A 13,048-nucleotide genomic window follows, 5' to 3' on the forward strand; every position below is an offset into this window, starting at 1 on the left:
ATTCTTCTGACGGTCCGTCATCCGTGCAGCCCGCACTCGGTCTTGTTGCGTCCGGCCCAGCGTCCGGCCCGCGCGTCCTCGCCCTCGGCGACCCGGCGGGTGCAGGGTGCGCAGCCGATCGAGGGGTAGCCGTCCATGAGGAGGAGGTTGGTGATCACACCGTGCTCCGCGACGTAGGCGTCCACGTCGTCCTGCGTCCAGCGGGCGATCGGCGACACCTTGACCTTCTGCCGCTTCTCGTCCCAGCCGACGACCGGGGTGTTCGCCCGGGTCGGCGACTCGTCGCGGCGCAGCCCGGTGGCCCACGCGGAGTACGAACCCAGGCCCTGCTCAAGGGGCTTGATCTTGCGCAGCGCGCAGCACAGGTCGGGGTCGCGGTCGTGCAGCTTCGGGCCGTACTCGGCGTCCTGCTCGGCGACGCTCTGGCCAGGGGTCAGCGTGATGACGTTGACGTCCATCACCTCGGCGACGGCGTCGCGGGTGCCGATGGTCTCGGGGAAGTGGTAGCCGGTGTCGAGGAACACCACGTCCACGCCGGGCATCGCGCGCGAGGCGAGGTGGGCCACGACCGCGTCCTCCATGGAGGACGTGACGCAGAACCGCTTGCCGAAGGTGTCGGCCGCCCACCGCAGGATCTCCAGCGGGGAGGCCTCTTCGAGGTCCCGGCCCGCCTGCTCGGCGAGCGCCTTGAGGTCTTCGGCGGTGCGCTCGTCGGTCTGAGTGGCCGTCATATCGCTTCCCCTCCACGGTCGTTGCGCTGAACCCCGCGGGCGAGCAGCCCGAGGAACTTCAGCTGGAAGGCCCGGTTGCACGCCGCGCACTCCCATGCGCCGTGTCCGGTCTCGTTGGGACGCAGGTCCTCGTCACCGCAGTACGGGCAGTGGAAGGGGGCCGCACGCTCGCTCATGGCTGGTCCTCTCGCTGTCGTCCGCCGCGGCTCACGACAGGGCCTCCTCGCTGGCGCGGGCGGTCCAGGCGGCGAACCGCTCGCCCTCGGTGCGCTCCGCCTGGAAGCGCGTGAGGACCCGCTCGACGTAGTCGGGCAGCTCGGCCGAGGTGACCTTCAGGCCGCGGACCTTGCGGCCGAAGCCGGCCTCCAGGCCGAGCGCGCCGCCCAGGTGCACCTGGAAGCCCTCGACCTGGTTGCCGTCGCGGTCCAGGACCAGCTGGCCCTTGAGGCCGATGTCGGCGACCTGGATGCGGGCGCAGGAGTTGGGGCAGCCGTTGATGTTGATGGTGATGGGCTCGTCGAACTCCGGGATGCGGCGCTCCAGTTCGTCGATGAGCGAGGCGCCGCGCGCCTTCGTCTCGACGATGGCCAGCTTGCAGAACTCGATGCCGGTGCAGGCCATGGTGCCGCGCCGGAACGGCGAGGCGTTGACCTTGAGCCCGAGCGCCTCCAGGCCGGACACGAGCGAGTCGACGCGGTCCTCCGCGACGTCGAGCACGATCAGCTTCTGCTCGGCGGTGGTGCGAAGGCGGCCCGAGCCGTGCGTCTCGGCCAGCTCGGCGATCTTGCTCAGGGTGGCGCCGTCGACGCGTCCGACGCGGGACGCGAAGCCGACGTAGAAGCGGCCGTCGTTCTGGCGGTGCACCCCGAGGTGGTCGCGCCAGACGTCCCTCGGCTGCTCGGGCGCGGGCCCGTCGAGCAGCTCGCGCTTGAGGTACTCGTCCTGGAGGACCCGGCGGAACTTCTCCGGGCCCCAGTCGGCGACCAGGAACTTCAGGCGGGCGCGGGTGCGCAGGCGCCGGTAGCCGTAGTCGCGGAAGATCGAGATGACGCCTTCGTAGACGTCCGGCACCTCGTCCAGGGGCACCCAGGCGCCGAGCCGCACGCCGAGCTTGGGGTTGGTGGAGAGGCCGCCGCCGACCCACAGGTCGAAGCCGGGCCCGTGCTCGGGGTGCTCCACGCCGACGAACGCGATGTCGTTGATCTCGTGCGCGACGTCCAGCTGGGGGGAGCCCGAGACGGCCGACTTGAACTTGCGGGGCAGGTTGGAGAAGGCCGGGTTGCCGATGTAGCGGCGCTGGATCTCGTCGATGGCCGGAGTGCCGTCGATGATCTCGTCCGCGGCGATCCCGGCGACCGGCGAGCCGAGGATGACGCGCGGGGTGTCGCCGCAGGCCTCGGTGGTGGACAGGCCGACCGCTTCGAGCCGGTTCCAGATCTCCGGGACGTCCTCGATGCGGATCCAGTGGTACTGGATGTTCTGCCGGTCGGTGAGGTCGGCGGTGCCGCGCGCGAACTCCTGCGAGATCTCGCCGATCACGCGCAGCTGCTCGGTGGTCAGCCGGCCGCCGTCGATGCGGACGCGCAGCATGAAGTACTCGTCGTCCAGCTCCTCCGGCTCCAGGATCGCGGTCTTGCCGCCGTCGATGCCCTGCCGGCGCTGGGTGTAGAGCCCCCACCAGCGCATCCGGCCGCGCAGGTCGTTGGGGTCGATCGAGTCGAAGCCGCGCTTGGAGTAGATCGTCTCAATGCGTGTCCGCACATTGAGACCGTCGTCGTCCTTCTTGAACTGCTCGTTCCCGTTGAGGGGCGTGAAATGGCCAACGGCCCACTGGCCTTCACCACGGTGGCGGCCCGGCTTGCGGCGGGGCGTCGCGGGGGCAGGGTTTTCTGGGGTGGCGGCCATGGCGTATGTCCTTCGGGACTGCAGGTGGGCGGCTCTGACCTGCACACTCGCGCTTCGGCGCGGCGGTGCGCAGTCAGGACAAAGGGGAAAGAGATCGCGGCGTTGCTGGAGGCGTCAGCGTGCCGGACAGATGGCGCTGGACATGCGGCCGAGGTCGACGTGCCGCCGACTCACCAAGGCAATTCCAGTTCCAGACATGACGGAAGCGTGTCACGGGACTTTAGACCCAGTCCACCACTATCCATAATGTGGACATTGCTGTCCCGAATGGTGGGACGCTGTGTCCCGGGTCACGGGGCGGACGCGGCGGTTCCCCCGCCGGGAAACGTCCGAAGCCACCTGAAGCTGCCCGAGGGTCGTTCGTCCGCCCCTCAGAAGGCCCCCGGCCAGGGTCCCGGCGCGGTGACGTCCTCGGCCTGCTCCTCCTTGGTCTCGAAGAGCTTGAAGCCACGGCGCAGATAGTTGTCCATGGCGTGCTCCCCGTCCAGCGAGCAGGTGTGCAGCCACACCCGCTCGGTGGCGGGCAGCTCCGGCCAGCGCTCGGCCAGGTCCCAGGCCCGCCGGATCCCGTACGACAGGAGGTGGCCGCCGATCCGCCGGCCGCGGAAGGCGGGGATCAGACCGAAGTAGACGATCTCGACCGAGCCGCCGGGCTGGGCCTCCAGCTCCACGTAGCCCGCGGGGGTGCCCCGGTCGTAGGCCACCCAGGTCTCCGTGCCCGGCCCGGCGAGCGCCCGCTCCCACTCGGCGTACGACATGCCCAGACGGTCGATCCACTTGATGTCGCCGCCGACCGCCGTATAGAGGAAGCGGCTGAACTCCGGCGAAGGGACCTCGGCGCGCACGATCGTGACGTCGCCGGACGGCTCGGCGGCCGGGCGCAGATCGGCGAGCGATGTCTGCTCAAGGGACCAGGTGGTCACGGTGATACTCATGCGGCTCAGGCAATCATGCGGCGCATGATGCTTCCAACGCAGGTCAGGGGTGGCGGCCCCGGGCCAGTCTCACCGCCGGGGACGAGGAGTGGGGGAGCAGGTCCGCCGGGCGGTCCGGCCCGACCACCTCCACCCGCACGTCCTCGCTGAAGCGGTACGGGCGGTGCGCGAGCACCTCCGCGAGGTGGCGGCGCAGCCGTGACATCTCGGCCCGTACGGTCACCGTGCGCGTCGGGTCCTCGAAGATGTCCTGCGCGAGCTGGGCCGCGCTGCGGCCCTCCCGGTTCTGCGCCAGGACGAACAGCAGCTCCGCGTGGCGGGGGCTGAGCTCCTGCGTCCAGCTGCCCGCGTCGCCCGAGACCGTCACCGAGCAGCGCCGCGGCCGGCTGAGGTCGAGCACGACCCGCCGGGCCGTCGAGGGGCCCGCGCCGCCGCCCTCCCCGTCGACCTGGACGAGCCGGCCGCCGGGCAGCGGCTCGACCGTGCACATGCCGAGCGAGGGCAGCCACACCCGGCCCGAGCGCGGCGACTTCGGCAGCGTGAGCCGGTCGGTGGGCGGCATGCCGGTGACCGCGGCCACCCAGCCGTTGTCGTCGACGGCAAGGGCCCGCCCGCCGATCCGGCAGAGCACCGGCGCGGCCACCGTACGCAGCCGCTCAAGGGCCGCGAAGTGCCGGTTGCGCAGCTCGGCCGCGGCGAGCCGGGTCACCGACGTCACGAAGGACAGCGTGGCCGGGTGCATGGTGCTGAGCGGCCCGCTGATGTCGACGACGCCGAGCAGCCGCCCGTCGCGCGGGTCGACGATGGGCGCGCCCGCGCAGGTCCAGGTGTGGTGCGCGGTCACGAAGTGCTCGGCCGAGAACACCTGCACCGGCCGGCCGGTGACGAGCGGGGTGCCCACCCCGTTGGTGCCGGCGGCCGTCTCGCTCCAGTCGGCGCCGACCTCGAAGCCCAGGGTGTCGGCGAGCTTCAGGACGGAAGGGTGCCCCTCGCGCCACAGCAGCCGCCCCTCGGCGTCCGAGACCACCATGATGTGCTGCGCGGCGTCCGCCACCGACACCAGGGCGTCCCGCAGCACCGGAAGGACCTCGGTCAACCGCGAGTGCCGCCTGCGCCGTTCGACCTCGGCGAGAGGAAGCAGCCCGGCACGGTTCTCCCCGTCCGGGTCGAGCCCGCTGCTGAGCATCCGCCGCCAGGACTCCCCGATGTCCGTGCGCGGCACGACCTTGGTGCGCCGGCCCTCAAGGGCGGCCGCCCGCATGCTCTTCAGGAGCCGGGTCGCCTCCCGGGAGTCCATCGCGGCGAGCCGGGCCACGTCGAGCGTGTTGGTCTCCACGGAATCCTCCTGCTGTCGACACCGGCGTCCGTCACGTACTGGGCCCCGCGTGTCCTGAATTCATCCTGCCCGTCCGGGAGTTGGCGCGGGGCGATATGCCGCACATGGTTGCAACCCTTTGCAACGCTCGCGAACGGCCGTGTGCGTGTACGAAGATGGGAGAGCACCGGAAGTCCGGTCGTCATGCTCCCTCCACGGACGCATGAGCGCGGGGGTGGTGCCGTGTCGGCGCAGCACCACCCCCGACGGACCTTTTCGGCCGCGGCGGCCCTCCGCTCACACCTCGGCGCGGGCCCGCTCCACCACCGACGCCAGGTCCAGCGAGTGCGGCAGCGTCCCGAACGCCGCCCCCCAGTCGCCGCCGAGCCGCGAGGCGCAGAACGCGTCCGCGACCTGTGACGGTGCCCAGCGCACGAGCAGCGAACCCTGGAGCACCAGCGCCATCCGCTCCACAAGCCGCCGCGCCCGCGCCTCGATGCCGTCCAGGTCGGAGAGTTCGGTCAGCAGGTCCTTGATCGCCGCGTCGAGGCGGTGGTCCGCGCCGCGTGCCTTGCCGACCTCCTGGAGGAACGCGTTGATCGCCTGCGGCTCGCGCTGGAGCGCCCGCAGGACGTCCAGGGCCTGGACGTTGCCCGAGCCCTCCCAGATCGAGTTCAGCGGAGCCTCCCGCAGCAGCCGTGGCATCCCGGACTCCTCGACGTACCCGTTGCCGCCGAGGCATTCGAGCGCCTCGCCCGCCACCGGCGTACACCGCTTGGTCACCCAGTACTTGGCGGCCGGCACCGCGAGCCGCAAAAACGCCCGCTCCTCCTCCGTGTCGGCGTCGTAGGCGGCCGCGAGCCGCAGCGCCAGCGTGGTGGCCGCCTCCGACTCCAGGGCCAGATCGGCGAGCACGTTGCGCATCAGCGGCTTCTCGACGAGCAACCCACCGAACGCACTTCGGTACGAGGCGTGGTGGACGGCCTGCGCCACCGCCTGCCGCATGATCGCCGCCGAGCCGATCACACAGTCGAGCCGGGTCGCCGCCACCATCTCGATGATGGTGCGCACCCCGCGCCCTTCCTCACCGACCCGGCGCGCCCACGTCCCGTCGAACTCGACCTCGCTCGACGCGTTCGACTTGTTGCCCAGCTTGTCCTTGAGCCGCTGGATCGCGAACGCGTTGCGCGTGCCGTCGGCGAGAACCCGCGGCACCAGGAAGCACGTCAGCCCGCCCGGAGCCTGGGCAAGGACCAGGAACCCGTCGCTCATCGGCGCCGAACAGAACCACTTGTGCCCGGTCAGGACGTACTCGCCGTCGGCGGAGAGCGGCACCGCCGACGTCGTGTTCGCCCGGACGTCGCTGCCGCCCTGCTTCTCCGTCATGCCCATCCCGAAGAGCACCCCGCCCTTCTCGGCGGCGGGCCGCAGCCCCTCCTCGTACACGTGCGAGGTGAGCCGCGGCTCCCACTCGGCGGCGAGCGCCGGGTCGGTGCGCAGCGCGGGCACCGCCGCGTGCGTCATCGAGACCGGGCATCCGTGCCCGCCCTCGGCCTGCGTCCACACCAGGAAGCCGGCCGCCCGCCGCACGTGCCCGGCGGGCCGCCCCCAGGCGTCGGTGAGCCCGGCGGACACCGCCTTGCCGAGCAGCCGGTGCCAGCTGGGATGGAACTCGACCTCGTCGATGCGGTTGCCGTACCGGTCGTGGGTGCGCAGCTTCGGCGGATTCTCGTTAGCCAGCACACCCCACTCCTGGGCCTGGGCCGATCCCGCGGTCCGTCCGAGGCCCGCGAGCTCCTCTCGTACCTCGTCGACGAGCTCCGGCGCGGTGTGCCGCTCGACCGCCTCGGACAGGGCCCGGTCGGCGGTGAAGACGTCGTACCCCACCAGGGGCGGAGCCTGGTTGGTCACTGTGTGGGTGGTGGCTGCCATGCCGATACGGTAAGGACGTGCAGCCAGCAAATGAAACACCCGAGCGGACATCCGGCCGCCTTCATCGGGCCCGCGTCCTCTACCGCAACGTCTCGAAGCGGAAATTGGGCTGGCTGCTCCTCAAGGACACCGTCAACTCCTGCGTCGAGTACCGCATCCTGGGCCTGGCCGCCGAGGCCGCGTTCTTCACGCTCCTCTCGCTGCCCCCGCTGCTGCTCAGTGTCATCGCGCTGCTCGGCTACGTGGACGGCTGGACCAGCACCCACACCGTCGCCAGCATCGAGCAGAACATCCTGAACGCGGCCGGAACCGTACTGTCCGACCGGGGTGTGCACGAGTTCGCCCAGCCGCTCCTCGAAGACGTCACCAAGGGCAAACGCCCGGACATCGTCTCCATCGGCTTCGCCATCGCCCTGTGGTCGGGGTCGCGCGCGGTCAACGTCTTCATCGACACCATCACCGTGATGTACGGGCTCGACGGGCACCGCGGCATCGTCAAGACCCGGCTGCTCTCGCTGCTCCTGTACATCGTCGCGCTCCTGATCGGCGCGGTCGTGCTGCCGCTCGCGGTGGTCGGCCCGGACCGGGTGGTGGAGCTGGTCCCCTGGGGCACGAACGTGATCAGCTTCCTGTACTGGCCGACGATGATCCTGCTGTCCATCGCGTTCCTGACCACCCTCTTCCACGTCTCGGTGCCGGTCCGCTCGCCGTGGATCGAGGACGTGCCGGGCGCCCTGGTGGCCCTCGCGATGTGGGTGCTCGGCTCGTTCCTGCTGCGGATCTACCTGACCAGCACGGTCGAGGGCCCCACCATCTACGGCTCGCTCGCGGCGCCCATCGCGGTGCTGCTGTGGATCGGCATCTCGGCGTTCGCGGTCCTTGTCGGCGCGGCCGTCAACGCGGCCATCGACCGGGTCTGGCCGTCGGTGGCGACGGCCGCCGCCCGCGCGGCCAGCGACCGGGTGCGCACCGCGCAGGCCGCCCAGCTCGTGGCCCGGGCCCAGCCGGTCCAGCCGATGCTCTTCGACGACGGCGAGGACGGCGACGAGGCGGGCGACCCGGGGATGCCCTCCGAGTTCCCCGAGCGCTGGTCGAAGTTCCTGCCGCCGGACGACGTGAAGTCCCGCCTGCACACCACGAAGAAGCCCGAGGACAAGCCGCAGGAGAAGCCCTCGCGCGACCACGAGAAGTCCCCGCGCGACCACGACTGACGGGCCGGCCGCCGGGAGGCCGGACTATCCTCGAAGGCATGTACCGAGAGCGGCCCTCCCGGCTGTCCGGCGCCTTCGTGTGGACCCGGACCGTGGCCGGCGACGACGCGCGGCCCGTCCTTCCGGACGGCTGCATGGATCTGCTCTGGTGCGAGGGCCGCCTCCTGGTGGCGGGCCCCGACACCCACGCCCACGTGCCCGACGCGGCCCCCGGCACGCGCTACGCCGGGGTCCGCTTCGCCTCCGGCGCCGGCCCCGCAGTCCTCGGCGTCCCGGCGCACGAACTGCGCGACACCCGGGTCGACCTCGACGGGATCTGGCCCGGGGCCGAGGTGCGCTCGCTTGCCGAACGGGTCGGCGAGGCGGCCCACCCGGCCGCCGCCCTCGAAGCCGTGGCCCTTGCGAAGGCGCCCCGCCCGGACCCGCTGACCCGCGCGGTGGCGGACCGCCTGGCCGCCGGGTGGAGCGTGCGGGCCACCGCCGCCGAGGTCGGCCTCGGCGCCCGCCAGCTGCACCGCCGCTGCCTCGACGCCTTCGGCTACGGCCCCAAGACCCTGGCCCGCATCCTGCGCCTCCAGCGTGCCCTCGGCCTCGTACGCCAGGGCGTGCCGTACGCCGAGGCCGCGTTCGCCGCCGGCTGCGCCGACCAGGCCCACCTCGCCCGCGAGATGCGCTCGCTGGCCGGGATGACGCTGACCGACTACGCGAGCGCGGCGAACAACGAGACCTCCACGCCGTCCGGGTCGTGGACGACCGCATAGCGCTGCCCCCAGAAGGCGTCCCAGGGCTTGAGGTGGCCGTCGTACCCGGCCGCCATGAGCGCCTCGTACGTCGCGTCGACCTCGGCGGGCGTGTCGCAGGCGAAGGCAAGGCCCGTACGGCCGCCGCCCTCGGGGCGCGTCCAGTCCGGGTCGAAGGAGCGGACGGTGTCCTCGGTGTCCCACAGGACCCGGGTGCCGCCGGGGAGCGTGCACTCCACATGCGGCTGGGTGTCCGCGTCGGCCGGAACGGCGAGGCCCAGGCGGCGGTAGAAGGCGAGCGATGCGGCCATGTCGGCCGCTACCAGGCCGATGGCGTCGAGTCGTGGAGTCATGGCCTCACCGTAGGCAGCGGCCCCGACGGGGGTCTTGTACGAAACGGACACGCGGCGGCCGTCACAGGTCGTTGCCCGCGTACGACAGGTTGAAGCTCTTGTTGGCCAGGGGGAAGTCCGGGACGATCGTGTCCACCAGGGCGACCGGCAGGGCGGGCCAGTTGAAGAACGACGGGTCCACCGGCTTCACCCGGGTCAGCGTGCCGGCGGGCGTGAGCTCGACTCGTGTGGTGATCGCCCCGCGCCAGCCCTCCACGATGCCGGTTCCGCTCGACCCCGCGGGGCGCCTCGGCAGCGGCACCGTCATGTCGCCGGGCCGCAGCTCAGCCGCGAGCCGCGCCGCGAGTTCGAGGGAGGCCTGCGCCTCCTCGGCCCGCACCAGGAACCGGGCGAGTACATCGCCCGAGGCCTGCGTCGCGGGCACCCGCGGATGGCCCTCGGTGGTGAAGGGATGGCCGAACCGGGCGTCGGCGCTCAGGCCGCTCGCCCGCGCCACATAGCCCAGACACCCCAGGTCCCGCGCCGCCTGCGCGCTGAGCACGGCCGTGCCGGTGAACCGGTCGCGCACCGTCGCATGGCCGAGGGCGAGCTCCGTGATCTCCCCGAGGTCGACGGCGATCCGCGCCAGCTGCGCCGGGTCCGGCAGCGACGCCAGGCGGGCGCCGCCGGGCACGACCGCGCCGCGCAGCAGCCGGTGTCCCGTCGTCGCGTCGGCCAGCCGCAGCAACTGCTCGCGGATGCGCAGTGCATGGGAGTGGAGGATGGAGTGGCCGACGTCGTTGCAGAGCGCGCCGAGATCGGCGACGTGGTTGTGCAACCGCTCCAGTTCGAGCAGCAGGGCCCGGGCACGGCGGGCCTCCTCGGACACCTCGACGCCGTACGCCTCTTCGACCGCGAGACAGTACGCGAGCCCGTGCCCGATCGCGGTGTCCCCGCTGACGCGCTCGGCGAGCCGCAGTCCGCCCGCCGCGTCCCGCCCCTCGAAGAGCTTCTCGATGCCCTTGTGCACGAACCACAGCCGCGCTTTGAGCCGGATGATGGTCTCGCCGACCACCGAGAACCGGAAGTGCCCCGGCTCGATGAGCCCGGCGTGCACGGGACCCACCGGGATCTCGTACACCCCGTCCCCCTCGACCGCGAGGAACGGATAAGGACCCTCCTGCTCGCCGAACGGCGGCGCGGCTCCGGCGTCGGGCCGCATCGGGTACCAGCCGCGCGGCCAGTGGTAGTGGCGTACGAGCCGGTGCGGGAGCGGGTGCTCGCGCGGCACCACGCCGTGCAGGTCCCGCATCTCGCGCTCGAACCGCCCTGCGGGAAAGGAGAGTTGGGCGAGGGTCGGGACCGATGGGTGGTCCGGGTCGAGGCGTACGTGGAGTTCGGTACGGGTGTCCGGCGGCCCCGAGACGAACAGGTACACCACGCGCACGGCGCCCTCGTCGTGGTGCGCCGCCACCAGCGCGAGCCGCTGCCCCGAGTCGAGCAACTTCCGTGCCTGGCAAGGGAGTTCGGGCGATCCGATCTCCTCGGTCCTGCGGTTCATCGGGCGGCCCCCGCGGCGATGTCCGCGGCCGCGGTGAGCAGCGGCAGCAGTGGTTGTACGGTCAGGCCGAGCGCGGCGCAGCACAGCAGTCCGGCGCCCAGGGGCAGCCCGCGGGCCGCGCCGATCCGCACCGGCGCGGCGAGGTCCGCCGGGGCCGGGCCGAGCACCATCTTGGCGGTGCGGGCGGCGAGCGCCGCGAACGCGACGAGCGCGAGGAGCAGGCCGACGGCCAGCGGCCACCCCAGGCCGGCCGCGAACCCGGCGCGTGCCAGGCCGAGCTCGGAGGCGAACAGGGCGAACGGCGGCAGCCCGAGCAGCGCCACGACGGACAGCGCGAGCGCTCCGCCGAGTCCCGGCGAGAGCGCGACCAGCCCTCGGATCCGGCCGATCCGCGAGGTCCCGCGCAACTGGAGCAGTTGCCCGGACGCGCAGAACGCCACCGTCTTGGCGAGCCCGTGCCCGGCGATGTGCAGCAGTACGGCCGACAGGGCGAGCGGCCCGCCGAACGAGGCGCCCAGCGCGATGAGCCCCATGTGCTCCATGCTGGAATAGGCCAGCATGCGCTTGTAGTCGCGCTGCGCGAGCAGCAGCCCGGCCGCAAGCGCGAGGGTGAGCAGCGCGATCGCGGCGAGCAGCCCGCGCGCGAAGCCGGTGCCGAGCACCAGGTCCCCGATCACCTTGTAGCGCAGCACCGCGCAGAACGACACGGCGAGCAGCACCCCGGACATCAGCGCCGACACCGGAGAGGGCGCCTGGCTGTGCGCGTCCGGAAGCCAGGCGTGCAGCGGCACGAGCCCGGCCTTGGCGCCGTAGCCGAGCACGACGAGGGCGATGCCGAGCCGGGTGACGTTCGGGTCGAGGCTGCCCGCGTGGGCTACCAGGACCCGCCAGTCGAGCGCGCCAGTCTCGGGGATTCCCGCCCGGCGGGCGGCGTAGTAGACGAGCACGGTGCCGAGGAAGGCGAGCGCGATCCCCGCCGAGCAGATCACCACGTACTTCCAGGCCGCCTCGACGGAGGTACGGGTGCGGCGGTGGCCGACGAGGAACGCGGTCACCACGGTGGTCGCCTCCACCGCCACCCACAACACCCCCAGATTTCCGGCGAGTACGGCCAGGCACATCGCGGCGAGGAAGGCGTGCACCAGGAGGTGGTAGCGGTGCACGGTCCGGTCGGCGGCCCGCCCGGCCGCCCGCTCCCCGGCCAGGTGCGCGGGCCCCGCCGCGACGGCGAGGGCCGCCACGGCCCCCACGACGAGCAGCATCCACACGGTGAGCGCGTCGGCCCGCAACACCTCCCCGAAGGCCGACACGGGCCCGGTGCGCGGGACTCGGGCGGCGAGCGCCGCACCGCAGGCGAGCATCGCGGCGGGGGAGACGAGCCCCGCCCAGCCGCGGCTCCGCGTCGGTGTCGGTGGTTCGGGTGGGTGTGTGTCCAGCGGCACGGCTTCGGCGGGCCCGCCCGCCCCGACCGGTACGAGGACGTCGACCGGAGCGGTGCGGGCGGCCGGAATCCTGACCCGGATGTCGGCCCGCCGGGCACGCAGCGCATGCCCGGCACTGACGCTGAGCGGAGTCGCGACGGGGGCGACGAGCAGCAGGGTGGTCAGCATGTGTGTGCCTCTCATGGGGGCCGCTCCCCGGCCCTTCTGGCCCTGGGGGAGTTTGAGGAGCGGGGTCCGGGGCGGCGCCCCGGTCGAGGGAAGGGGCGGGGGTGGGGGCTCAGTCGTGAAGCTCTTGGAGGTCGTCGATCCGCGCCGCCGACCCGAAGACGTCCCGCATCCGCGTAGTGAGGATGTGCAGCACGAGCACCGCGAGCAACAGGTCGAAGGACACCCCGAGTTCGACGATCAGCGGCACCCCGGACGCCGCGAGGAACGCGATCGCCGTGATGCCGTTGTCTAGCAGCAGGAACCCGATGACCTGGGCGGCCGCGTGCCGCCGGGTGGCCAGGACGAAGAAGCCGATCAGGACGACCGCGAGGCCCACCGGCAGCGCCCGGGTGACCGGGTTCGGGTTCAGCGCCACCAGCGGCCGGGCCACCACGTACGCGAGCAGGGTGAGGGCGGCGGCGGTCAGGAGCGAGCCCGCCCCCTTGACCAGGGGCTGTGTCTCCTCGGGGGCGCCGCCGCCCGCGAGGGCGCGGCGCAGCAGATAGGGGAGCGCCCCGGCCCGGAGCAGTCCGATGCCGACGGCCACCGAGACCAGGTCCCAGCGCGTCTCGTGCAGCCCGAGCAGCGCCGCGACGCCCGCGAGGGCCACCCCTTGCAGGGTGAACGCCCGCACTTCCGCGGCCAGTTCGCGCCGCCACAGCATGACCACCGCCGCGAGCAGGAAGGCCCCGCAGCACAGGTCGAGCAGTTTGGTGAACAGCGTGTCGCTCAGCACC

Annotated in this window: 13 protein-coding genes; 2 read left to right on the top strand and 11 right to left on the bottom strand. The window is 72.5% G+C overall.

What is annotated here, in order from left to right; translation table 11 throughout:
• Nucleotides 1-17: 17 nt before the first annotated feature.
• The 7 genes from ADK54_RS14495 to ADK54_RS14520 all read right to left on the bottom strand — a co-directional run bounded on the left by ADK54_RS14495 (nt 18) and on the right by ADK54_RS14520 (nt 6,818).
• Complete coding sequence (locus tag ADK54_RS14495) at nt 18-731, bottom strand: phosphoadenylyl-sulfate reductase (RefSeq protein ID WP_053726036.1); 714 nt, start codon at nt 729-731, stop codon at nt 18-20.
• Entirely contained in the window at nt 728-907 is a 180-nt protein-coding gene (locus ADK54_RS14500) for a hypothetical protein (protein ID WP_053726037.1), read from the bottom strand. Before ADK54_RS14500 ends, ADK54_RS14495 begins: the two co-directional genes overlap by 4 nt.
• 31 nt (nt 908-938) lie before the next feature.
• Entirely contained in the window at nt 939-2,636 is a 1,698-nt protein-coding gene (locus ADK54_RS14505; RefSeq protein ID WP_053726038.1) for a nitrite/sulfite reductase, read from the bottom strand.
• A 114-nt stretch (nt 2,637-2,750) separates the two neighbouring features.
• Nucleotides 2,751-2,834: a putative leader peptide gene (locus ADK54_RS48545; protein ID WP_310591794.1), complete on the bottom strand. Its 84-nt coding sequence runs from the start codon at nt 2,832-2,834 to the stop codon at nt 2,751-2,753.
• Nucleotides 2,835-3,007: 173 nt separating this feature from the next.
• Nucleotides 3,008-3,571 (bottom strand): GNAT family N-acetyltransferase, encoded by a 564-nt coding sequence (locus ADK54_RS14510; protein WP_053726039.1) that lies wholly within the window; start codon nt 3,569-3,571, stop codon nt 3,008-3,010.
• 43 nt (nt 3,572-3,614) lie between these two features.
• Nucleotides 3,615-4,907 carry a helix-turn-helix domain-containing protein gene (locus ADK54_RS14515; RefSeq protein WP_234392066.1) on the bottom strand — a complete coding sequence of 431 codons (1,293 nt, stop codon included), beginning with the start codon at nt 4,905-4,907 and terminating at the stop codon, nt 3,615-3,617.
• 276 nt (nt 4,908-5,183) lie between these two features.
• The gene (locus tag ADK54_RS14520; RefSeq protein ID WP_053726040.1) at nt 5,184-6,818 is read right to left on the bottom strand and encodes an acyl-CoA dehydrogenase family protein; all 1,635 of its coding nucleotides are present in this window, start codon (nt 6,816-6,818) and stop codon (nt 5,184-5,186) included.
• A gap of 17 nt (nt 6,819-6,835) precedes the next feature.
• Here ADK54_RS14520 and ADK54_RS14525 point away from each other — a divergent pair, with 17 nt between their 5' ends.
• Together ADK54_RS14525 and ADK54_RS14530 are read left to right on the top strand one after the other, a co-directional pair.
• Nucleotides 6,836-8,029, top strand: coding sequence for a YihY/virulence factor BrkB family protein (locus tag ADK54_RS14525; RefSeq protein ID WP_053726041.1), 1,194 nt, complete (start codon nt 6,836-6,838; stop codon nt 8,027-8,029).
• Nucleotides 8,030-8,067: 38 nt separating this feature from the next.
• Nucleotides 8,068-8,790, top strand: coding sequence for a helix-turn-helix domain-containing protein (locus tag ADK54_RS14530; RefSeq protein WP_053726042.1), 723 nt, complete (start codon nt 8,068-8,070; stop codon nt 8,788-8,790).
• Here ADK54_RS14530 and ADK54_RS14535 read toward each other — a convergent pair.
• The 4 genes from ADK54_RS14535 to ADK54_RS14550 form a co-directional block, all read right to left on the bottom strand.
• Nucleotides 8,730-9,122, bottom strand: coding sequence for a VOC family protein (locus ADK54_RS14535; RefSeq protein ID WP_053726080.1), 393 nt, complete (start codon nt 9,120-9,122; stop codon nt 8,730-8,732). The two genes, ADK54_RS14530 and ADK54_RS14535, sit on opposite strands and share 61 nt — an antisense overlap.
• Nucleotides 9,123-9,183: 61 nt before the next feature.
• A complete protein-coding gene (locus ADK54_RS14540) occupies nt 9,184-10,662 on the bottom strand; it encodes an NADH-quinone oxidoreductase subunit C (RefSeq protein ID WP_053726043.1) in 1,479 nt (492 codons plus the stop codon).
• A complete protein-coding gene (locus ADK54_RS14545) occupies nt 10,659-12,287 on the bottom strand; it encodes a proton-conducting transporter membrane subunit (RefSeq protein ID WP_234392067.1) in 1,629 nt (542 codons plus the stop codon). Before ADK54_RS14545 ends, ADK54_RS14540 begins: the two co-directional genes overlap by 4 nt.
• Nucleotides 12,288-12,381: 94 nt before the next feature.
• Nucleotides 12,382-13,047: a hypothetical protein gene (locus ADK54_RS14550; protein WP_234392068.1), complete on the bottom strand. Its 666-nt coding sequence runs from the start codon at nt 13,045-13,047 to the stop codon at nt 12,382-12,384.
• Nucleotide 13,048 lies beyond the last annotated feature (1 nt).

The organism is Streptomyces sp. WM6378 (assembly GCF_001279695.1).
Lineage (GTDB): Bacteria > Actinomycetota > Actinomycetes > Streptomycetales > Streptomycetaceae > Streptomyces.

What these genes read in the sequence shown, in the direction of transcription:
- ADK54_RS14530 (WP_053726042.1), top strand. Translation starts at nt 8,068, where the DNA reads ATGTACCGAGAGCGGCCCTCCCGGCTGTCCGGCGCCTTCGTGTGGACC.
- ADK54_RS14535 (WP_053726080.1), bottom strand. Translation starts at nt 9,122, where the DNA reads ATGACTCCACGACTCGACGCCATCGGCCTGGTAGCGGCCGACATGGCC.
- ADK54_RS48545 (WP_310591794.1), bottom strand. Translation starts at nt 2,834, where the DNA reads ATGTCTGGAACTGGAATTGCCTTGGTGAGTCGGCGGCACGTCGACCTC.
- ADK54_RS14545 (WP_234392067.1), bottom strand. Translation starts at nt 12,287, where the DNA reads ATGAGAGGCACACACATGCTGACCACCCTGCTGCTCGTCGCCCCCGTC.
- ADK54_RS14505 (WP_053726038.1), bottom strand. Translation starts at nt 2,636, where the DNA reads ATGGCCGCCACCCCAGAAAACCCTGCCCCCGCGACGCCCCGCCGCAAG.
- ADK54_RS14500 (WP_053726037.1), bottom strand. Translation starts at nt 907, where the DNA reads ATGAGCGAGCGTGCGGCCCCCTTCCACTGCCCGTACTGCGGTGACGAG.
- ADK54_RS14495 (WP_053726036.1), bottom strand. Translation starts at nt 731, where the DNA reads ATGACGGCCACTCAGACCGACGAGCGCACCGCCGAAGACCTCAAGGCG.
- ADK54_RS14520 (WP_053726040.1), bottom strand. Translation starts at nt 6,818, where the DNA reads ATGGCAGCCACCACCCACACAGTGACCAACCAGGCTCCGCCCCTGGTG.
- ADK54_RS14540 (WP_053726043.1), bottom strand. Translation starts at nt 10,662, where the DNA reads ATGAACCGCAGGACCGAGGAGATCGGATCGCCCGAACTCCCTTGCCAG.
- ADK54_RS14510 (WP_053726039.1), bottom strand. Translation starts at nt 3,571, where the DNA reads ATGAGTATCACCGTGACCACCTGGTCCCTTGAGCAGACATCGCTCGCC.